This window comes from Borrelia persica No12 (assembly GCF_000500045.1).
GTDB classification, from domain to species: domain Bacteria; phylum Spirochaetota; class Spirochaetia; order Borreliales; family Borreliaceae; genus Borrelia; species Borrelia persica.
This window is the reverse complement of the sequence record NZ_AYOT01000223.1, coordinates 27869-48869: the sequence shown is the minus strand read 5'-3', so window position 1 is coordinate 48869 and position 21001 is coordinate 27869. Positions and strand designations below refer to the sequence as shown.

Here is a 21001-nt window from a genome sequence, read left to right as displayed (position 1 = left end):
CCTCAAAACCTAAGTCTTATTAATTAACTCCTCTTCCTTTTCTGTTAAAGGAATTTGATTTCCATCATCATCATAAATAGATAAATCAAAACCAAGACCTCTTAGTTCCTGCATCAAAACATTGAAAGATTCAGGAATTCCAGATACATTAGTAGGAATACCTTTAACAATATTTTCATATATTTTAACTCTTCCTGACATATCATCTGATTTTACTGTTAATAACTCTTGGAGAGTATGAGCAGCCCCATAAGCTTCAAGCGCCCAAACTTCCATCTCTCCAAGCCTTTGCCCACCAAACTGAGCCTTACCACCAAGAGGTTGTTGAGATACAAGTGAATAAGGACCTGTAGATCTTGCATGCATCTTATCATCAACAAGGTGATGAAGCTTAAGCATGTATATAACCCCAACCATAACTTCATTTTCAAATGGCTCTCCTGTATATCCATCATACAAGATGGCCTTTGATGTTTCATTAAATCCAGCTTTTTTTAATTTCTCTTGAATACACTCATTTGTAGCAGACTCAAACACAGGAACATCATAATATTCACCAAGATACTTACCAGCAAGACCAAGTTGAGACTCCATCAATTGACCAATATTCATACGAGATGGCACTCCCAAGGGATTGAGACATATATCAAGAGGAGTTCCATCTGCAAGATATGGCATATCTTCAACAGGAAGAATTTTGGCAACTACACCCTTATTTCCATGTCTTCCCGCCATTTTATCGCCTTCTTTAAGTTTTCTTTTTTTTGCAATATAAACCTTTAATATTTCATCAACACCAGGTGGAAGATTGCTAACATCCTCTTTAGTGATTCTTTGAACATCAATTACAGTACCCTCAGTACCATGAGGGACTTTTAATGAATTATTCTTAACATCTTTTGCTTTCTCACCAAATATAGATGTTAAAAGTTTAAATTCAGGAGTAATATCTCCTTCCGATTTTGGAGTAACTTTACCAATTAAAATATCACCCGGTTTTACATAAGTACCTATTCGCACAATTCCATTTTCATCAAGTTTACTTAATATTTTGCCACTAACATTAGGAATATCAGCCGTAACTTTTTCAGGCCCAAGCTTAGTTTCTCTTACTTCAATACTAAATTCTTTAATATGAATTGAAGTATAGAGATCTTCTTTTACAATTCTCTCAGAAATCAAGATAGCATCTTCATAATTAAATCCATTCCAAGGAATAAAACCAACCAACAGATTATTACCAAGTGCCAACTCTCCATATCTGGTAGCAGGACCATCTGCTATAATTTCATCCTTACTAACCATTTGGCCATTCTTTACCAAAACTAAATGATTGAAAGAAGTATCCTGATTTGTTCTCTCATATTTAGCAAGCTCATATTCATCTAAATCTTTCTCAGAAGTTGCATCCTCAGGTTTGATAACTATTTTTTTACTTGTTGCCAATACAACTCTGCCCGCTCTTTTTGCTTTAATAACAACACCAGAATCTTTTGCAACTATTCTTTCCATACCAGTACCAACAATAGGTGGTTGTGGAAATAACAAAGGAACTGCCTGACGCTGCATATTTGAACCCATAAGAGCACGGTTTGCATCATTATGCTCAAGAAAAGGTATTAATGCTGAGGAAACAGATATTAACTGTCTAGGTGAAACATCCATGTAATCGATATTTTTAGGCATCATCGTAGTATAATCACCAGAAATTCTAACAGAAACCAAGTCATCAGTATAATTACCATCAGCTCCAACAGAAGCATTTGCCTGAGCAATACATTTCTTCTCCTCATCAATCGCAGATAGGTATTCAATCTCATCAGTTACCTTACCATCAACCACCTTTCTATAAGGGGTCTCTAAGAAACCATAATCATTTACTTTTGAATAGGTAGCCAAAGAAACAATAAGTCCAATATTTGGTCCCTCAGGGGTTTCAATAGGACACATCCTACCATAATGAGTATAATGCACATCTCTTACTTCAAAGCCTGCTCGATCTCTTGAGAGTCCTCCAGGACCCAAAGCATTAAGACGTCTCTTATGAGTAAGTTCAGCCAAAGGATTAACCTGATCCATAAACTGAGAGAGCTGACTGGTTGCAAAAAATTCTTTAACAGCAGAAACAACGGGCTTCACACTGATTAATTCTTGAGGTTTAAGGTTAAATACCTCTTTATTAGACATTCTGTCTTTTGCAATCTTTTCTACTCTTGACATTGCACCTTTATATATATTTGTAAGCAACTCACCAACAGAACGAACTCTTCTATTTCCAAGATGATCTATATCATCAAGAACATCATGTCCATCATATATCCTTAAGAGATGAGATATAGTATTTACTATATCTGTCATAGTTAGAACTGATGTTGTAAGATCATCAAGACCAAACTTTTTAGAAAGCTTATATCTTCCTACATGACCCAAATCATATCTTTTTTCTGAAAAAAACACAGTTCTCAAATCATTCTCAGCATTATCAATAGATATTGGTTCACCAGGTAAAAGCACACTATAAACTGCAAGCATCACAGATTCTCTTGATAGCTCTTTAAATCCATCTTTCAAAGCAAAATAAGCATCTTCTTTTTCAAAACAATTTAAAATAACATCGGAACTAATGAAATGTTTTCCAGGAACACTATAATATCCCTCAAAATCAATGAGATCTATTTCTTTAACTCCATTCTGCAAGAAATCTTCAATGTCTTGCAAAGTTATCTTATCACCTGCTCTATAGGTCATATTTTCTTTTATAGTAACATTTGTTGCCAAATACTGTCCTGTAATTTCCCTTTTAGTATCATCATTCACTTCAATTTTTTTAATCTTATAAAAAGTCTCTATTATCTTCTCTCTAGTATCAAGTCCCAAAGCTCTTAAGAAAAGAGTAACAAGTATTCTTTTTTTCCTGTCTATCTTAACATAAAGGTAATCTTTCTTTGAGTCAATTTCAAACTCTAGCCAAGAACCACGATAAGGAATAATACGAGCATAGTACAAATCTTTTTCCTTATAAAACACAACCCCAGGAGATCTATGGATTTGTGATACAATGACTCTCTCAGCACCATTAACAATAAAAGTTCCCCTATCAGTCATTAAAGGAATAGTTCCCATATAGACATCTTTTTGTCTTATCTCTCCTGTCGTTAGAAACTGTAAATTTAATCTTATCTTTAAGACAGCCTCATAACTTTGCCCTTTTCTTTTACATTCTTTCTCAGTAAAACTAAGAGAATCATATTCGATATAATATTTTTCATACTCAAGAGCAACTTCACCATTGCTACTTTTCATAGGAAAAACATCTCTAAATACAGATTCAAGGCCTTCATTGAGTAAAGGTTTATTATTTTTCAATCTCTCAAGTTGCAAAAATTTTTCATACGAATTCAATTGTATTTCTATTAGGTTAGGTAAGTTTAAGATCTCTTCGGCTTTTCCTTGTCCTAGATGAACCCTTTTTATCATTAAAAGACTCCTTTTTTAAGACACAACAAACCACATGCCACTAAAATGACATGTGGAATAAACAATTTGGCATATTTTTAATGCTCTATTTAATTTCAACTTTTGCACCAACTGCTTCCAGTTTCTTCTTTATCTCATCAGCATCTGCTTTTGAAACACCTTCCTTAACTGCTTTAGGAGCAGATTCAACCAAAGCTTTCGCTTCTCCAAGTCCAAGTCCAGTAATAGCTCTTACTTCTTTAATAACGTTTATCTTACTATCCCCAAAAGACACAAGCATCACATCAAACTCTGTCTGCTCCTCAGCACCACCACCAGCAACAGCAGGTCCAGCAGCAACTGCAACAGCAGCAGCAGTAACTCCAAACTTTTCTTCAATAGCTGTTATAAGTTCTACAACTTCACTTGTTTTAGCTTCTTCAAGCCATGTTAAAATATCTTCTTTATTTAGTGCCATATTAACTTAACTCCTTTCACATTTATTTTAAACAGTGATAGCATGCACTCTATTAAGACTAACACTGCTTTACGCTTTAACATCAGACAAAGCCTTTAAAGTTCTGACTAGTTTGGACATTGGTGCTTTAAGCACACTCATAAACAAAGAGATAGCTTCAAGCTTAGTAGGAAGCTTACTATATGCATTAAGTTTAGCTTCATCATAAACTTCTCCTAAAACAAAACCGCCTTTGACCTTTAAAGTACTAGTTTTTACAAATTCATAAAAAATTTTTGCAACAACATTGGCTTCATCAACAGCAGTAACAACAGCTGTTGGACCTAAAAGATAAGAATCAAGACCTTCGATATTTTTATCTTTCAAAACCCTTTTCATTATATTATTTTTAACAACTCTTAACGCACCCTTCTCATCCTCAATTTTGTTTCTCAAATTAGTAAGTTGTGCTACTGTTAAACCTCTGTAATCTAAGAAAAAAATATTATCCTTACCATCTAAAAATCCTCTTAACGAATCAAACATTTCAACCTTTTTAGGATTTATCTTTTTATCCATAATGCAACTCCTAAATAAAATCAATCTTTACAGAAGGTCCCATAGTAGATGAAACATAAACACTATCCACAAAAGTACCCTTTAAATCACTTGGGCGTCTCTTAAGTAATTCTTTAATAAATTCATCATAATTCTCTTTTATCTTATTATTATCCATAGAAGATTTACCAACAGAAAAATTAATTACACCATTTTTATTCGCCCTAAATTCTGTACGTCCCTTCTTAAGACTAGCTATTGTATTTTTCAAATCATTTGTAATCGTTTGCGTTTTTGGATTTGGCATCAACCCTCTTTTACCCAAAATTGGACCAAGTTTTCCCACATCTCTCATCATATCAGGCGTTGCAACAACGATATCAAAATCACTAAAACCGCCTTTAATCTTATCAATAAGATCATCATCCCCAACATAAGTAGCACCACATTCTCGTGCTTCCTCAGCCCTTTCACCTTTTGCAAAAACAAGTATCTTTTTCTCCCTCATAAACTGATGCGGCAAAACAACTGTATCTCTAACTGTATGATTTTTCTTTAGATTAAGATTAATAGATACATCTATAGTCTCATCAAATTTCACAAACTTAATCTCTTTCAATAAAGATATTGCATCATCAATATTATAAGATTTAAGCTTATCCACCTTAGATAGAGCTTGAATATATTTTTTTCCACTCTTAGCCATTATTTTTCCACCTCAACACCCATAGAACGAGCACTTCCCGCAATAATCTTAAATGCTGCCTGTTCTGTTTTTGCATTCAAATCAGGCATCTTAACCCTTGCAATTTCCATTACTTTTTCTTTTGATATAGTTCCAACCTTATCTGTATTTGCTTTCTTAGAACCTGTTTCTATTCCAACAGCTTTCTTAATTAAAATCGAAGCTGGCGGGGTTTTAACAATAAATGAAAAACTTTTATCACTGTAAACAGTAATAATAACAGGAACAACAATTCCTGGCTCCATTTTAGCAGTTCTCTCATTAAATTCCTTAACAAATTGAGGACCACTAACACCATGAGGCCCAAGAGCTTGTCCTATTTTGGCTCCTGGAGCAGCCTGAGCAGCCGGAACTTGAAGCTTAATCCAAGCAACTTCCTTTTTTTTCTTAGACATAAAAAACTCCTTATGGTAATAACGCTATCAAAGCTCCCATTAAACTTATTGCTAAATTTTTTCTATATGTTGAAAATCAACTTCAACAGGTGTTGACCTCCCAAAAATTTGAACTGCAACTTTCAATTTTTTCTTTTCATAATCAATAGATCCAATAACACCCTCAAAAGAATCAAAAGGTCCCCCCTTAATTCTTACTCGCTCACCTTCCTCAAAATCATAAAGTATAAAAATAGACTTATCTGCCTTAATTTCTCCAGCAAGCATAAATACACTTTTAACTTCTTCATCACTAATTGGAAGAGGTTTTTGTTCTTTAGTAGTACCAACAAAATTTACAACACCAGGTATCTTAATAATGTTAGCCACAGTACTTTTCCAATCCTGATCAGGAAGATCCAATTCAATTAGAATATATCCTGGCCAAATTTTTCTCTCACGTATTCGTTTTCTTCCATTTCTTATCTCTTCTACTCTCTCAATAGGAGCCTTAACATCCAAAACATTACTACCAAAAACACCTTCCCTAATTAAAAGCTTTATTTCTTGTTCTATTTTTTTTTCATACTGAGAAAAAGTTTGCAAAACATACCAGGCCCTAGACATAATCTTTCCTTAAAATATACGAGTTATAGCAAGATACATGATATAATCTACCATACCCAAAAAAACAGAAATAAAAACAACCAACCAAAAAACTTGTTTTCCACTTCCTATTACTTCACCATATTTAGGCCACGTTATTTTTTTAAGCTCTAAAATACTTTCTTTAAAAAATTTAAACATCTAAAAGCCTCTCTTTAATAATACAGACAACAGGTCAGAAGGGAATCGAACCCCCAACATGTGGTTTTGGAGACCACCGTTCTACCATTGAACTACTGACCTATCACTTTAATCACTTTATTTTGCCTTCTTTATGAAGAGTATGCTTTCTGAGAACCGGACAGTATTTCATCAATTCCAATTTTTCCTGCTTATTACGTCTATTCTTAGTAGTAGTATAATTTCTAATCCCTGTCTCCTCACATACCAAAGCTATAAGCTCAACAGCCCCTTTACCTTTTTTTTTGCCCATAATAAAACTCCTGAATATAAAAAAGCCCTCAATCGGACTTGAACCGACGACCGCCACCTTACCATGGTGGTGCTCTACCACCTGAGCTATAAGGGCATTACTTATCATGATAATAAGCCCTTATAACATGTTAATTTATTATCCCAAAAAAGACAAGTATTATTAAAGTATAATTCAAATTTTAAAGACTATCACTTAATAACAACAAACTTACCCTCTCTTAAAAGATTGATATTATTTTCATTTGAAAAGATCTTATTTATAGAATAATCATCAAGTATAATATCTGAGTGATATTTCCCATAAACCCCTTTAGCAACCAATCTTAAAGGATAATCTCCAATCCTGTCTTTATTCTTATAAGAGATATCATTTGTATATTCAAGCATGCCCCATTTTTTAAGAGCATCTGGTTCAACCATTCTTTTGTCAAAATAAAGCTTAATATTTTCATCATAAATTTTAACAAAAAAAGCATCATTTAATCTAACAACAGAATTAGAAGAAGATTTATAATCATCACCCGCATAAATAATAATTCCTGTATATACAAACTGCTCAGCAGTTGTATTAACCAATGGATAGAAAGCTTTATAAGGCTTAATATGACCTAAAAACAAATTTATAAAATCAGGGAAAAGGCAAAGCTCATACCTAACGGTTATGCTTTTTAAATCTTCCGAATACTTCATATATCCCCTTTTTAAAATACTATCAAGTCCTGAAAAATACATTATTAAATGGGGATCAGAATCAAAATAGTCTTTAAAAGTAAAATCAGAATCAATTATCATTTCAAAAAGAGACTCTCTTATCAAAGTATCCTTAAAATCATTAACACTAAACACTAATCTAGAAGTAGAATCAATCCCAACCTTACCAAATCTGTCTTCATCTACGGGTTTAATAATGTCAAAATAAACCAATTTTTCATTCCAATCAATTGTTCTCTTTATGCTAGATTTAGATGAAACATCATTTATAGTAGAAACATTAGAATAAAACAAAAATAAAAAATTCAAAAGACCATTAAGTAAATTCACACAAATCTCCCTATTTTTTACCCAAGTAAACACCTATCCAAGCCCAACCATTATTAATTTCTGGATCTTTTGGATAAGAAATCTTTTTAAAAACAAAATACCATTCCCGAATATGCTCCCAACCAGTAGATCCAAGATAAGATATATCATCACTAGAATCCTCTTCAAAAGTAGTTGCGAACTGTATGCCATTTTTTCGTCTACTACTAAGCTTAATCATAGTTGTCAAAAAGCTATTTGTATTAATTGAATTACTTCTTCCACCTCGTTGATCCCAACTTTGAATAAAAAAATTATGCTTATCTCTTATACTTAATAAGCTTGTAGTATTGCCTGAAAAAATATACCTCTTAACATAGTAAATCAAATCATTCAAATTTCTATAAATCACAAAATCTGGATTATCATAATAATTAACTTTGGTAATAACACCAGAATAATCTCTTGAATCTATTTTCAAGTTTGCTCTTGGTATTGTGAGTAATTTTTTATAATAAAAATACGCCTCATCATAACTTTGAATACTCTCTAAACTTAAAGCAAGATTATAATAATAATTACCTCTATCCTCATTAGTAAGATTTTCAGAATCATAATTAAGCAATAATTTATAGTAGTTTACTTTATATCCAGCATCAATATTTAAACCGATCACTCTCTTTGCAATATCTAACTTTATGGAACTATTTTCATAAATATAATCATCAAAATTATCAACAACATATCTATAATAAGTAAAAGCTACGGAATCTTCCTTAATAGAAGAATATATATTACCCATCAAATAAAAATATAAAGGATAATATTCATTACTCTCGTCATTAGCAACTCCTTGATTCACAAATCTCAAAGCATCTTCATAATCTTTATTATGCATATGAATATCAACAATCCTATCAATGATAAGAAATCTATCGAGGCCTTTTTTGTTTGAAGCTTCTAAAAGACTCATCAGACTCTGAATTTCACTCTGCTTAATTTTATAACAGCTCAAAATTAACACTAGTCCAAACGCTCGAATTAATAACTTCATTGTTTTTATTATATAATAAAGGTCATGCATAACAAAACACATCTTAAGTTAAATAACAACTACTGGGATATAATATGAATAAAAAATTAATCCATCTTTTATTGTACTTATTATTTTTATCTTGTCTTAATAAAAATAATAAGTACGGTATTGTTTTAGATTCAAACGATAGAAAAAAATTACCAAATGGATCTCTTGTAGAAATAGAAAACATTAATAAAGAGAACAAAATAACGATAAATTATAATGGAATAAAATTTATTGTACATAAATTTACAATAGAAGAATTTCAAACAAAAGAAGACGCAGAAGAATTTAAGAACAGCATTCAACCATATATCAATAAATATGCTATAAGCAAAAAAGATCTCTTACCCCTAAGAACATCTCCAAATAATTACAGAGAAAACATAATACACAGAATACCAAAAGACACCATACTCAAAATAATACATATTGGAGACGAAACAGAAGCAGGTGCACTTAAAGGAAAATGGCTATACGCATTAACAAAAAATGGACACAAGGGTTATGTTTTTGACTATGCAGTTGAAATTTTTGATAATATTCCTGGAAAAATAATTAAAACTCCACTAGATCAAGCCTCACAAGATAATGTAATAAACACATTTAAAAACATTAAATACTTAAGGCCACTGTATTTTGAAAAAATGATTGCAAATAACACCTATGATAAAAATCTATTAAAAAATGAATATGGATTATTTTTCACACAAAGAAATGAAATAAAAATTAATACGCCCAAATCGAGTTTAATTTTTAAATTTGATATTGTTGAAAAGGTAAAACCTAATGGATTTTTATTTCAATCCAAAAACTCAGAAAAAGATTTTATTTTAATAACAAAAACAAACCAAAATTATTACAAAATAAACATAAAAGTTAAAGAAAAGCAACTTGAAGAAAATTTCATTATTATGGAACAAAACATTGAAAAAATCATACTTGAATATGAGAGACAAAATCAAAACCTTATAAACAGATTAACTTCTTACGGGACCTTAATGAATACACAATACGGAAATATCAAATTTAACAATGACAAAACTTTTATTTGGGAAATAGATAATAAAATTTACAATCTACCAAGTTCCGGAACATTTGAAATAATAGGATTAAATCCAAATTTGCAAATATCATATAAAAATGCCTTAAAGCTTACAAACAAAGAGGGCAAAGAATATTTTTGTTTGATAGACTATACAAATAACGCATTACAACTTATATTCATATCTCATAAAAATGTAGAAAACAACTTGATAATCAAAGACGATAAAAACAAAATCGTAATTATTATATTTCACAGTGAATATTCAAACCAAGACATTATTACAAAAAGGTTGCAAAAAATTATCTAGAGGTGAAATCAATGAAAATAATATTGATACTATTATTAACACAACTTATCATACCTCTAAATGCAAATGAAGACATAAAAATAATAGAAGAATTATCAAAAACGGTTTATAACTTCAACAATCAAGAATACGAAACAAATAAAGAAAAACTAGAGAAATTTATAGAATCAATAGACTTATATAACAAAAATATCGTACAAAAATTACAAAAAATCAAAAATGAATTTTTTATAACATCCGTATATTTTCAAAATATAAAGGGCACTATAATAGCTCTAAGTCTATCTGCAGAAATAAATTTTCAATATAAAATATCTCCTCTATCAATTGCAATAATTAACAATGATTTTAAAACCACCAAAATATTAATAGATTATGGTATTAAAATTAATAAAACAGACGAAACAAAATATTCATCAATATTTTGGGCAATATATCTTAATAATGAAAAAATATTTAACCTTTTAAAAGAAAAGGGGGCCGATTTAAGCTTCACTCTTAAAAATGGAAAAACACCCATACAAGCCGCAATAGAAACTGAAAACATAAATTTCATTGAATTATTGCTTAAAAAAAATGTCTATATCAAAGATGAATACAAAAAAGAAATTAAAAAACTAAAAAATAAAAAAATAATAAACATCTTAAAAAAACACAAAATAATATAAAATATCGTATGTATAAGCAAAATTAAAATTTGCAAAGAAATATTTGCACATAAATAGTGCTCATATATTTGAGTCATGGAGAATATACTATCAAGATCTATATTTACAAAAATCTAGTAAAATTTATTATACTATTAAGTGCTACTTTACAAACTCAAAAAGGAAGAATTTATGAATGAAAAAATAAAATTTTTTCTCACCATACCTATTGGAATATTATTTGGACTACTTCTTCCATATGAAATTTACAATACACTAGCACACATTTTCATAAGACTAACCTATTTTGCTTTAATTCCTTTCTTAACATTTGCAATTTCACTTGGAATAGAAAACATTATAGAAAATAAAAAATTTAAAAGGCTATTTGGAAAAATAATTTATTATGGCATATTAATTAATATTGCAGGAATAATCATGTCCATTGCTGTTGCAACAATATATCTACCACAAAGAATTCCAATATTAGACAAAAATATTCAACATCAATATTTATTCGACAAAAAAGTATTTCTTGAAACTTTTTTCCCAAAAAATATTCTCACCATATTAATAAACAGTAATCCAAATCTTTTAAGTATTTATTTAATTTCAATAATTATGGGTATCAGTTTTTATTATGCCAAACAAAAAGGAAGAATCGTCAAAGAACTTCTATTAAGCGTATCCAATCTTTTTTATAATACAAACGACATTATTGTTAAAATATCACAATTTGGAATTATTTTCATAACAGCAGCATATACCACTAACCTAAAAAATTTTAAGAATTATCAATATTACATTGATAGCATAATTTTGCTATCATCATGCACAGTTGTTATTATTTTAATAATAATCCCAATGATGAGTTATCGATTAACTAAAAATTTCAAACTATCATATAAAAACATATTAACATCTCTTCACAATATAATATTTGCAGGCTTAACAATGGATGCTTATGCTCCCTATTCGCTTTTAATAGCAAACATCAAAAGCGAAAAAATAAACATCAAAAAATCGATAATTATAAACATACCAATAATAAACTTTGTCTCTAAATTTGGCACAATTTTCACTTCAACAATTTCTTTTTTCATTATTTTAAAATCTTATTCTAGCTTACCCATAGCAATTTACGAAACAAGCTACATGAGCATATTGGCATTCATCTTTACCTTTGCATTTCCACACATTCCAAATAGTCTAATTTACATCATTACAATGTTATGCTCAACTTACACAAAAGGAATTGAACTTAGTTATTCAAATATAATACCAATCCTTCCAATCCTAACATCACTAGCCATAATGATCGACTTTGCCTCAAGCATTGCCATAATGCAAATAATAGATTTTAATGAATCAAAAGACACTTAGCATCTTTAACATCTTGATTTTAAAAAAGTAAGGACTCAATAAGCCCTTGCAAATAAAACAAAATGCTTAGCCGATGCATTGCAATAAATACAAGTCACACTATCTAAGGATTTTGTATTTTGTAAACCTTCTGGAATACACCGTATTGTAGCCTTAGTATCATTTTTAATATTCTCTTCACAAACCTCACCACCACACCACGAAGAGAGTACAAACCCTAAATGCTCATTGATATAAGTTTTAAAAGTACCATAATCATTTCCCTCAACTCCAATAATTTCCTTGGTATTTGAATTTTTAAACTCTAACGCTTTATTAAATAATTCGCACTGCATATCTTCAAGTTCTTCTTTCATTTTAGACAACAACTCTTTAACCGATACTTGATACTTAGAATTTTTATCTCTATCTCTTCTTGCAACAGTAACACAATCCATTACAATATCATTAGAACCTATTTCAATTCGTATTGGAATTCCTGCAAATTCTGCAGCAGCAAATCTAAACCCTGGTGTGTTTTTAAAGTCTTTATCAATCTTAACCCTAAATTTTTCGTTTACTAAAATATCAAAAATACTATTTGTATATTCAAGAATTTTTTTATTAATATCATCATCCTTTTTAAAAATAGGAACAATAATAATTTCAATTGGCGCTATCTTAGGCGGCAAAATTAAACCCTTAGCATCAGAATGAACCATAATCAGTGCACCAATTAACCTCGTTGAAACTCCCCAACTAGTGGCAAAAACATAATCCATCTCACCTTTTTTATTTTGAAATCTAACATCAAAAGCTTTGGCAAAATTTAATCCCAAATAATGCGATGTTCCTGCTTGCAAAGCCTTTTTATCTTGCATTAACGCCTCAATTGTATAAGTAGATACAGCACCCGCAAATTTTTCTTTCTCTGTTTTCTTGCCATAAAATACGGGAATAGCTAAATAATCTTCAACAAATTTTTTATAAAGATTTAAAATAAATAGAGTCTCTTCCTTAGCTTCATCGGAAGTTTCATGAGCAGTATGTCCCTCTTGCCACAAAAATTCAGTAGTACGAAGAAATGGTTTTGTCTTCTTTTCCCAACGAACAATATTTGCCCACTGATTTATTTTAATAGGTAAATCTCTATAAGATTTTATCCATCTGCTATACATATTCCAAATAATTGTCTCAGAAGTAGGTCTTAAAACCAAAGGTTCTGCCAACTTTTCACCACCAGCTGTTGTTACAACAGCAAATTCTGGTGAAAATCCCTTAACATGCTCTTTTTCTCTCTCTAAAAATTCATAAGGAATAAGCAATGGAAAATACGCATTCTCATGTCCACTCTCTTTAAATTTATCATCAAGTATACTCTGAATTCGTTCCCAAATAGCATATCCATAAGGCATAATAACCATACAACCCTTAACAGGGCTATAATCAACAAGTTTAGCCTTTTGCACTATATCCAAATACCACTTAGAAAATTCTTCTTCCTTTGAAGCAATAAAATCATCCATAAACTTCACCTTACCTAAAAATTTAAAACCTACCTATAAAGACATAAAATAATTTGCACTTAAAAGCAAAAAATTTATTTTTTATCATAAAGCTCTTATTATATATAATAATATATATAATAAGCTCAATCCCAACATTATCTCAATATTCTAAATTCATTCACACCATAACCTTAGAACAATAACAAAATAAAGATATTTAATAAATTCTACATTAAAAATTAATTTTACAATGATATCAAACAATAAAAAAAATAATTTATAAGCAAAATCTATATAAATTTATATCCATATTAAAAACTATTAATAATTTAAATTATTAGAAAAATGGTAATACGCACATAATATCAATATAAAAAACATATACAATAAACAAAATAAAGCAAACAATATCGACTATACAAGAAAACATAAACATCTTGCATTTTATGAAATATAATTTTTAAAATCATACACATCTAATCAAACATAAATTGGAGGAAAATTTATGAAAACACAATTAAAAATAATTATGATTTTCATGAGCATAAGTTTATCTGTCGCAACAACCATCGATACAGACGCGCTCAATAAAGCATTAAATAAACAACATTCCAAGAACAGCTCTCATCAAAAACAACAGTTTAGCATAGGATTTGGAATTGGAAACCCTATAACCAATATCATGTTCGATTTCCCTTATGTAGGAGTAGATTTTGGATATGGAGGTTTTAACGGACTACATCCCAATAATTTTATACCTTACATTGTCGTTGGAACTGATATTTTATTTAAAGAAGAAGTCTATCACAATACAACTCTTACCGGTGGAGTTGGCATAGGTGTTGACTTATCTCAAGTAAAACAAAACGAACAAGATGCTTCCAATGTAACACTAAATAACCAAAATCAAAATAAACAAGAAGAGTTTTCATTAACTTCATCCAACAACAGATTGGGCATTACACTTAGACTTCCCATTATATTGGAATATGCTTTTTTAAAGAATGTTGTCATAGGTTTTAAAGCTATTACAACAATTGGTGGAACAATAAAATTTAATCCCAGCACATCAATGGAAGGAATAAGATTTAGTTTTCTTGGTTTTGGATTCATAAAACTATACATGTAAAACATGATATAAAGGAAAATGAATGAAAAAAAAGACTAGAAAAATATTTACATTATTGTTAATCTTCAGCTTATACCATTCTGCCTTCTCTCAATCTGATAGTATGTATTTTATAGAATGCAAACACGAAAATGATGGAACTATATGTACCACCAATAACAAACCCACTGTTCCCAAGAAACCAAAGCCTAAGCCAAAGCCTAAACCAGAACCTAAGCCAGAACCTAAGCCAGAACCTAAGCCAGAACCTAAACCAGAACCTAAGCCAGAACCTAAACCACATAAGGCTGCAAGTAATAAGAAAAACAAACATCCGTACTCATTTGCAGCAGGAACAGGAACAGGAAATCCTTTCGTTAATCTTTTAATTTCAATTCCATACATAGACATAGATCTTGGATATGGTAGCTTTTTGTACTTCAATACTCAAAACTTTAAACCTTACAATTTAATTGCCATCGATTTAATTTTTAGACAACAAATAGGAAAACATTTAATAGTCGGAGGAGGTTTTGGAATCGGAGCAGATTGGTCCCAAGCAAATTTAACTCCTAAGAAAGCCACAGAGCCATCACCTTATGACAGAATAGGAATAGTAACCAGGCTACCCCTATCAATAGAATACAAAATAACCAAGAATTTATTGTTAGGATTTAAAATTTACCCCACACTTGGTCCAACAATATTTTTAACAGAACCAAAGATAATATTCGAAGGAATGCGATTTAAGTTTTTCGCAATTGGGTTTATTAAAATATCTATATAAAACTTATATAAACATTAAGTTTACCTTAAAACCAAAAATTAACATATGAAACATACTAATCACAAAGAAAGTGCAATAAAAACTTCTCCATCACCACAAATCAGTAATTCTCTCTCACAATCACAATTTCCTATAAACACACTCTCTCCCATCTTAAGAGCAATCTTATTATTAATCCACAATTTTCCTCTTATAACCAACAATATCATAACACCAACTCTTTTAAAGTAACTCTCTCCGACTATATACTTTTGAAACAAACTTAAGTTGGTACCTGGTAATTTGAATACATTAAAACCATCAATATTTTCACTTTTTAACAATGAAAACACTCCTTCATCAAACCTCGCAACCTTCAAAATTTCATCTCTGTCAACATGCTTAGTCGTAATACCTGCTCTAATCACATTATCAGAATTAGTCATAAGTTCAATGCACTCACCTCTAAGATAAGCATGTACTTCCCGACTCTCCGTATAAATCACTTCACCTGGTTTTAATTTAAAAATATACATTCCTAAAAATAACAAAAGACCAATATCAACACCATAAATCTTATAAATTCCACTAAACCAAGAAGCTCTAAACTCGTCTATAAAATTTAAATTGCCTATCACTTTATTAATAACATTATCAATTTCGAATTCTTGTAAATCAAATACCGTTTTTACAAATGACTCATGCGTTGCAAAATTAAAATCCAATCCCAATCTTCTATATATATGGTTAATTTCAGTTAGAGGCAAAAAACCTTTAATAGCATAAAAGTCACTTAAAGCATAAATAAGTTCTATCTTAGGATTTTCATCCTTATACATTCTCTTAGAATCATTAATACTTATGCCCTTATGATTTTCAAGCTCAAAGCCTTTTAACGCAAGATCTTTTGAAGGATGTATTTGAATTGACAAAGGTTTATAAGCCGAGAGAATTTTTAATAAAAATGGCAATTCATTCTTAAGTCCCAAGAGATCTGTATGTTTTTTTAAAAAATAACAAAGAGAAACATACTCCCCATCAACCAATATTTGACTAGAAAATGTCTTATGAGCCCCAAGCCACATTTCAGCTTTAGGTAAACCATCTTCCTCTTGACCTAAAAGAAAGGGAATGAAGCTAGCTCCACCCCAATCATACTCTTTAATTTCATTTTTCATCAAAAATATATTATCAACATTCATTTAGATACCCTAACCTTTAAAGATTTTAAGAAGAGAACCATAGACGTAGCCACAGCAACACCAATGGCTATTGAAATAATAAATCCAAATTTATGATCAACAACAGGTAACACTATTGGTCCTCCATGTGGAGCGTGATCCGCAACACCCCAAAATGCTGCAACAATACTTGAAACAGCACCTCCAAGCACTATTGAAGGCAAAACTCGTGCAGGATCACTAGCAGCAAAAGGAATAGCACCCTCACTAATACCAATAAATGAAATCAAGAATGATATTTTTCCAGATTCTCTCTCTTCTTCTTCAAATAATTTAGGCATAATAAAAGTAGCAAGTCCCATAGCCATAGGAGCAACAGGAATAGCTGATGCAACCATACCCATTATTTGTGGAACCTGAGAAATCATACCAACACCAAACAAAAATGCAACTTTATTAAAAGGCCCTCCCATATCAATTGATACCATAGCGCCAAGTATTGCCCCAAGTAACAACTTTCCTATAATGCCATGCACCTCTGAATTACCCTGAAGCTCCCTAAGACCATTTTCAAGAACTTCCATAAATCGACTAATATAAACACCTCCATACATCATAAAAAATCCAATAATAACGGTACTTATTAAAGGAATTACAAATATAGGCATTACAGGTCTTAGCCATTCAGGTACTTGTCTTCTTGCTATCCATCGTGCAATAAAACCTGCCATAAATCCTACAAGTATTGCTCCAAGAAACCCTGCCTTAACATCTCTGGCAAGTACTCCTCCCACAAGACCTGGTGCAAGACCTGGCTTATCAGCAATTGACATTGCAATAAATCCCGCAAGTACTGGTAACATCATACTAAAAGCCACGCCACCAATATTTGTAATTTTTTCATAAAAAGGATATTGAGCAAAATTTGGACCATCAGAACCAATTCCTGCAAGAGATATTCCAAGAGCTATTAAAATACCACCACTTGCCACAATTGGAACCATGGGAGAGACACCACTCATTAAATATTTATAAAAACCAGATTTGCCCTTATTAGACTTATCTTTAAAGGCATGAATATCTTTAAGTGCCAATACTGGAGCACTAAATGCTTCTCTAATAACATTCTCTACATCATTAATAGCCCTTGCCGTTGAAGTCTTATAAACCCTCTTACCCGCAAATCTTGCCTCATCAACATCCTTATCTACTGCAAGTATTACAACATCCGCAGCCTCAATATCCTCTCTACTTAAAGGATTATCAATACCAATAGAACCCTGGGTCTCTATTTTAATATCGTATCCCTGTCTTTTAGCTTCAAATTCAAGTTTCTTAGCAGCAATATATGTATGTGCAATTCCTACAGGACAAGCACATACAGCCAATATCTTGTCTGATTTATGAATACCAATATCACCCTCTGAACAATTATTTTCAACATTTTCTATGTAAGAATAAATTTCATCAGGATTATTTTTATCTTTTAAAAAATTTTTAAAATCATCATCCTCAAACAATCTGGCTATGAAGGCAATTGACTTAATATGTTCAGTACCTTGTTGATCCTTTGACATACAAATCAAAAATATTAAATTAACAGGTGGATTGTCATCAGACCACTTTATACCATCGCCCTTTATGTAAAGTAATGAAATAAAACTTGTTTTAAAAACATCTCCTATAAAGTGTGGAACAGCAACTCCATTCTCCCAAGATGTATCACCAACATTTTCCCTATCAAGTAATCCTTGCATAAATTCTGATTTATCATACGTATAACCTCTTTCACTCACTTGATCTACTAAAAAATCAATTGCTTCATCCTTGGCACTAATATTAGTCGATACAAAAATAAGTTCCTTTTTTAAAAAATCTAAAAACATAACCTTAAACCTCCTAAGTACTTAAATTAATTTTATCACAGTATAAAGATTAAATTTCTATTCTCCATCCCACTCACTCTTCTTTATTTGCAAATTATTGTATATTATTTAAAATAATTTAATTATGAAAAAAAGAATATATTTTTACTTACTATTATGCGTTAACTTATATTCATTAAATAATGAAATAAATAATAAAGAAAATCCAACTTCAAAAGAAAAAGGAAAGAAAAATAGTTTATTTTTAATAGATAGAGGTTTCACTTATTCAACAGGCATAGGACTTGGAACGGGATTTTTTCTAAATGCAAAAACCAATCACATAATATTTAGACCCTACTATATATTTGCAACCAATAATCTTGATTTTATGGCCGTTTGTATGATTCTAATGATTGAAGACTATAACATATCCAAAAAAATCCAATTTTCAAGTACTTATATTGGTATAGGAATAAATTGGAATATCATAAACCTATTTAACCAATCAAAGTACTTATCTATTAGCACGGGTATTGGAGGACGATTTTATCTAGCAACAAATCTAATAGGAAATTTTAGATTTTATAAAAGAATACCCTACGTAATAGAACCTTACATATTTTTTGAATTTTCGACAAAAGAATCCATTTCTAACCTCAATATATATTCAAAAATTGAATGCCTATTTCTTGATACTTTTAACATTTCTTTTGACTTTGGTATCAGATATAATCTAAATAATCAAAAAGGAGAAAATTAATGAAAAAAAAGCTAAAAAATCTGATCGCTCTTAATATAGCAATTATACTAGGAATCTTATTTTTATATACAAATCCAAAAATCGTAGACAAAATGAAGGAAATGGCTTCTAATTGCTTAGAAGCCATTAAAGATAGGATTTACGGACCTCAAACTCCAGCAGAACTACAAGAAGAATACCTATTACCACAAGGATATCTTACTACCCAAGTATTACACAAAAAATATTATTCCTTAGGATATGCTGAGAGCGCAAGACAATCAGAATGGGTAGCTTACCAATTAAAAAGAGAAATGGTCGAACTGGCCTTAACTTTACTTAGAGAAAGAAAAATAACTCGAAGTAGAAGATTTTTTGAAGATCCAGATATAGAAGGTATTGCACCAAAACTAAGTGACTATCTACACAGCGGATATGATAGGGGACATATCATCAGTTCCGCTGATATGTCTTTTTCTAAAGAAGCAATGCTAGAAACCTACTTCTTATCGAACATTTCTCCTCAAGACAGGTCATTTAACTCAGGAATCTGGCTTAGACTTGAACAAAGAGTTAGAAAATGGGCTATTTCAAAAGAAAAGATCTATATTATTAGCGCAGGAATTTTAACAGAAAACATAGGATTTATTGGAGATAACAAGATTTTAATACCAAAAGACTTTTACAAAATCGTGTTGGCATTAAACAATAATAGTAATAATTATGAAATTGTAGCTTTTATTATCCCAAACGAAAAAGCACAAGATACAGATTTAAGAAATTATGTTGTGAATGTCGATTCAATTGAAGAGAAAACACAAATAGATTTTTTTGCTAGACTTGATGCTAAAATAAAAAAGATAATTAAAATGCAAAAAGATATATCTACTTGGGAATTTCAATGAAAACATTATTTTTAAAATTAAACTTTTTTTTATTAACAACCTTAAGCTTAGGAATAATTGTTATATCAATATTTATTTACTACGCACATACTAGCATAAACTTCTATAACTATCTTATTAAAATCTATAATACAAATTTATTGACCTTGGTTAATAAATTCTTTATATTCAACATCGGAGTCATAGGATCAATTTGGACATATATCAATTACAAGAGAACAAACAATATACAATTTGTATTTTTTTATTGTTTTATTTGTTCTTATATACTTGAGCCCATTGCAATTTTTAAATACTATCTTTTAAGCAATACATTGAGTTTAGAACTTTATTTCTTTATGAAATTTTATCACTTAATAGTTATATTCTCATTATTAAATCTATTTTTTTTAAGTCTATACATATGCGATTTTCAAATTAAATCAATAACTTATGCCATTTATTTAATTTTTACTTTTTCTATGATCTATAGCTACCTAATACCTATCAATACTTATCAAAACACAAATAACTTTCTCTCGCCAATAGGAGAAAATAAATTTTATGTTTATTTATTCCTACTACTAATATTAATAAATTTTTTAGTAGCCTGTTTAAGGAAAAAAAATTTAAGTTACTTTTTACTTTTCATATCAATATCATCAATAATACTTGGAACATATCTCAATTTTACAGAAATGCCTTACGAATTTATCCCAATTTTAATAGGAGTGCCAATATATTTAAAAGAAGCAGGCAAACTTTTCTTTTATTGGCTGTAATCTAAAACCAAT

The 21001-nt window shown here is 30.3% G+C and carries 21 protein-coding genes and 2 tRNA genes; 8 read left to right on the top strand and 15 right to left on the bottom strand.

Annotated elements, in window-relative coordinates; all coding sequences use genetic code 11:
- Window positions 1–9 precede the first annotated feature (9 nt).
- The 12 genes from rpoB to U881_RS0107830 all read right to left on the bottom strand — a co-directional run bounded on the left by rpoB (window position 10) and on the right by U881_RS0107830 (window position 8807).
- Window positions 10–3477 (bottom strand): DNA-directed RNA polymerase subunit beta, encoded by a 3468-nt coding sequence (gene rpoB / locus U881_RS0107885; RefSeq protein ID WP_024653884.1) that lies wholly within the window; start codon window positions 3475–3477, stop codon window positions 10–12.
- Window positions 3478–3562: 85 nt separating this feature from the next.
- A complete protein-coding gene (gene rplL, locus U881_RS0107880; RefSeq protein ID WP_024653883.1) occupies window positions 3563–3934 on the bottom strand; it encodes a 50S ribosomal protein L7/L12 in 372 nt (123 codons plus the stop codon).
- Between the two features lie 69 nt (window positions 3935–4003).
- Entirely contained in the window at window positions 4004–4492 is a 489-nt protein-coding gene (rplJ, locus tag U881_RS0107875) for a 50S ribosomal protein L10 (RefSeq protein WP_024653882.1), read from the bottom strand.
- Between the two features lie 10 nt (window positions 4493–4502).
- Complete coding sequence (gene rplA / locus U881_RS0107870; RefSeq protein ID WP_024653881.1) at window positions 4503–5177, bottom strand: 50S ribosomal protein L1; 675 nt, start codon at window positions 5175–5177, stop codon at window positions 4503–4505.
- Entirely contained in the window at window positions 5177–5611 is a 435-nt protein-coding gene (gene rplK, locus U881_RS0107865) for a 50S ribosomal protein L11 (RefSeq protein ID WP_024653880.1), read from the bottom strand. Before rplK ends, rplA begins: the two co-directional genes overlap by 1 nt.
- Before the next feature lie 51 nt (window positions 5612–5662).
- Complete coding sequence (gene nusG, locus U881_RS0107860; RefSeq protein ID WP_024653879.1) at window positions 5663–6217, bottom strand: transcription termination/antitermination protein NusG; 555 nt, start codon at window positions 6215–6217, stop codon at window positions 5663–5665.
- Between the two features lie 9 nt (window positions 6218–6226).
- The gene (gene secE / locus U881_RS0107855) at window positions 6227–6397 is read right to left on the bottom strand and encodes a preprotein translocase subunit SecE (protein ID WP_024653878.1); all 171 of its coding nucleotides are present in this window, start codon (window positions 6395–6397) and stop codon (window positions 6227–6229) included.
- A gap of 30 nt (window positions 6398–6427) precedes the next feature.
- Window positions 6428–6499, bottom strand: a tRNA-Trp gene (locus U881_RS0107850).
- 10 nt (window positions 6500–6509) lie between these two features.
- On the bottom strand, window positions 6510–6689 hold the full coding sequence (gene rpmG, locus U881_RS0107845) for a 50S ribosomal protein L33 (RefSeq protein WP_024653877.1): 180 nt from the start codon (window positions 6687–6689) through the stop codon (window positions 6510–6512).
- 23 nt (window positions 6690–6712) lie between these two features.
- Window positions 6713–6785 (bottom strand) — tRNA-Thr (locus tag U881_RS0107840).
- A 95-nt stretch (window positions 6786–6880) separates the two neighbouring features.
- On the bottom strand, window positions 6881–7732 hold the full coding sequence (locus tag U881_RS0107835) for a hypothetical protein (protein ID WP_024653876.1): 852 nt from the start codon (window positions 7730–7732) through the stop codon (window positions 6881–6883).
- Between the two features lie 10 nt (window positions 7733–7742).
- Entirely contained in the window at window positions 7743–8807 is a 1065-nt protein-coding gene (locus U881_RS0107830) for a tetratricopeptide repeat protein (RefSeq protein ID WP_152520713.1), read from the bottom strand.
- Between the two features lie 32 nt (window positions 8808–8839).
- Here U881_RS0107830 and U881_RS11195 point away from each other — a divergent pair, with 32 nt between their 5' ends.
- From U881_RS11195 to U881_RS0107815, 3 genes are all read left to right on the top strand, one after another.
- Window positions 8840–10144, top strand: coding sequence for a hypothetical protein (locus tag U881_RS11195; protein ID WP_038364121.1), 1305 nt, complete (start codon window positions 8840–8842; stop codon window positions 10142–10144).
- A gap of 11 nt (window positions 10145–10155) precedes the next feature.
- Entirely contained in the window at window positions 10156–10812 is a 657-nt protein-coding gene (locus U881_RS0107820; protein ID WP_024653874.1) for an ankyrin repeat domain-containing protein, read from the top strand.
- 171 nt (window positions 10813–10983) lie between these two features.
- Complete coding sequence (locus U881_RS0107815; protein ID WP_024653873.1) at window positions 10984–12174, top strand: dicarboxylate/amino acid:cation symporter; 1191 nt, start codon at window positions 10984–10986, stop codon at window positions 12172–12174.
- A gap of 35 nt (window positions 12175–12209) precedes the next feature.
- Here the strand turns inward: U881_RS0107815 and proS are convergent, their stop codons facing one another.
- Window positions 12210–13679 carry a proline--tRNA ligase gene (proS, locus tag U881_RS0107810; RefSeq protein WP_024653872.1) on the bottom strand — a complete coding sequence of 490 codons (1470 nt, stop codon included), beginning with the start codon at window positions 13677–13679 and terminating at the stop codon, window positions 12210–12212.
- A 487-nt stretch (window positions 13680–14166) separates the two neighbouring features.
- On the opposite strand from proS, the gene U881_RS0107805 reads away from it, so the two are divergent.
- Both U881_RS0107805 and U881_RS0107800 read left to right on the top strand, forming a co-directional pair.
- Window positions 14167–14790: a DUF3996 domain-containing protein gene (locus U881_RS0107805; RefSeq protein WP_024653871.1), complete on the top strand. Its 624-nt coding sequence runs from the start codon at window positions 14167–14169 to the stop codon at window positions 14788–14790.
- 22 nt (window positions 14791–14812) lie between these two features.
- Window positions 14813–15556, top strand: a complete 744-nt coding sequence (locus U881_RS0107800) for a DUF3996 domain-containing protein (RefSeq protein WP_024653870.1) — start codon at window positions 14813–14815, stop codon at window positions 15554–15556.
- 59 nt (window positions 15557–15615) lie between these two features.
- Here the strand turns inward: U881_RS0107800 and manA are convergent, their stop codons facing one another.
- Window positions 15616–16737, bottom strand: coding sequence for a mannose-6-phosphate isomerase, class I (gene manA, locus U881_RS0107795; RefSeq protein WP_024653869.1), 1122 nt, complete (start codon window positions 16735–16737; stop codon window positions 15616–15618).
- Window positions 16734–18602, bottom strand: coding sequence for a fructose-specific PTS transporter subunit EIIC (locus U881_RS12025; protein ID WP_024653868.1), 1869 nt, complete (start codon window positions 18600–18602; stop codon window positions 16734–16736). Before U881_RS12025 ends, manA begins: the two co-directional genes overlap by 4 nt.
- Before the next feature lie 124 nt (window positions 18603–18726).
- Between U881_RS12025 and U881_RS0107785 the strand changes: the two genes are divergently transcribed.
- From U881_RS0107785 to U881_RS13600, 3 genes are read left to right on the top strand one after another with little or no spacing between them, the layout of a single operon-like run.
- Window positions 18727–19344: a hypothetical protein gene (locus U881_RS0107785; RefSeq protein ID WP_024653867.1), complete on the top strand. Its 618-nt coding sequence runs from the start codon at window positions 18727–18729 to the stop codon at window positions 19342–19344.
- A complete protein-coding gene (locus tag U881_RS0107780; protein WP_024653866.1) occupies window positions 19344–20228 on the top strand; it encodes a DNA/RNA non-specific endonuclease in 885 nt (294 codons plus the stop codon). The genes U881_RS0107785 and U881_RS0107780 overlap by 1 nt, the downstream gene beginning before the upstream one ends.
- Entirely contained in the window at window positions 20225–20989 is a 765-nt protein-coding gene (locus tag U881_RS13600) for a hypothetical protein (protein WP_084538456.1), read from the top strand. The genes U881_RS0107780 and U881_RS13600 overlap by 4 nt, the downstream gene beginning before the upstream one ends.
- Window positions 20990–21001: the final 12 nt, after the last annotated feature.

What these genes read in the sequence shown, in the direction of transcription:
- rplL (WP_024653883.1), bottom strand. Translation starts at nt 3,934, where the DNA reads ATGGCACTAAATAAAGAAGATATTTTAACATGGCTTGAAGAAGCTAAA.
- rpoB (WP_024653884.1), bottom strand. Translation starts at nt 3,477, where the DNA reads ATGATAAAAAGGGTTCATCTAGGACAAGGAAAAGCCGAAGAGATCTTA.
- proS (WP_024653872.1), bottom strand. Translation starts at nt 13,679, where the DNA reads ATGGATGATTTTATTGCTTCAAAGGAAGAAGAATTTTCTAAGTGGTAT.
- U881_RS0107785 (WP_024653867.1), top strand. Translation starts at nt 18,727, where the DNA reads ATGAAAAAAAGAATATATTTTTACTTACTATTATGCGTTAACTTATAT.
- U881_RS0107830 (WP_152520713.1), bottom strand. Translation starts at nt 8,807, where the DNA reads ATGTGTTTTGTTATGCATGACCTTTATTATATAATAAAAACAATGAAG.
- rplA (WP_024653881.1), bottom strand. Translation starts at nt 5,177, where the DNA reads ATGGCTAAGAGTGGAAAAAAATATATTCAAGCTCTATCTAAGGTGGAT.
- secE (WP_024653878.1), bottom strand. Translation starts at nt 6,397, where the DNA reads ATGTTTAAATTTTTTAAAGAAAGTATTTTAGAGCTTAAAAAAATAACG.
- nusG (WP_024653879.1), bottom strand. Translation starts at nt 6,217, where the DNA reads ATGTCTAGGGCCTGGTATGTTTTGCAAACTTTTTCTCAGTATGAAAAA.
- U881_RS0107780 (WP_024653866.1), top strand. Translation starts at nt 19,344, where the DNA reads ATGAAAAAAAAGCTAAAAAATCTGATCGCTCTTAATATAGCAATTATA.
- U881_RS13600 (WP_084538456.1), top strand. Translation starts at nt 20,225, where the DNA reads ATGAAAACATTATTTTTAAAATTAAACTTTTTTTTATTAACAACCTTA.
- manA (WP_024653869.1), bottom strand. Translation starts at nt 16,737, where the DNA reads ATGAATGTTGATAATATATTTTTGATGAAAAATGAAATTAAAGAGTAT.
- rpmG (WP_024653877.1), bottom strand. Translation starts at nt 6,689, where the DNA reads ATGGGCAAAAAAAAAGGTAAAGGGGCTGTTGAGCTTATAGCTTTGGTA.
- U881_RS0107800 (WP_024653870.1), top strand. Translation starts at nt 14,813, where the DNA reads ATGAAAAAAAAGACTAGAAAAATATTTACATTATTGTTAATCTTCAGC.
- U881_RS12025 (WP_024653868.1), bottom strand. Translation starts at nt 18,602, where the DNA reads ATGTTTTTAGATTTTTTAAAAAAGGAACTTATTTTTGTATCGACTAAT.
- U881_RS11195 (WP_038364121.1), top strand. Translation starts at nt 8,840, where the DNA reads ATGAATAAAAAATTAATCCATCTTTTATTGTACTTATTATTTTTATCT.
- U881_RS0107820 (WP_024653874.1), top strand. Translation starts at nt 10,156, where the DNA reads ATGAAAATAATATTGATACTATTATTAACACAACTTATCATACCTCTA.
- rplK (WP_024653880.1), bottom strand. Translation starts at nt 5,611, where the DNA reads ATGTCTAAGAAAAAAAAGGAAGTTGCTTGGATTAAGCTTCAAGTTCCG.
- U881_RS0107805 (WP_024653871.1), top strand. Translation starts at nt 14,167, where the DNA reads ATGAAAACACAATTAAAAATAATTATGATTTTCATGAGCATAAGTTTA.
- rplJ (WP_024653882.1), bottom strand. Translation starts at nt 4,492, where the DNA reads ATGGATAAAAAGATAAATCCTAAAAAGGTTGAAATGTTTGATTCGTTA.
- U881_RS0107815 (WP_024653873.1), top strand. Translation starts at nt 10,984, where the DNA reads ATGAATGAAAAAATAAAATTTTTTCTCACCATACCTATTGGAATATTA.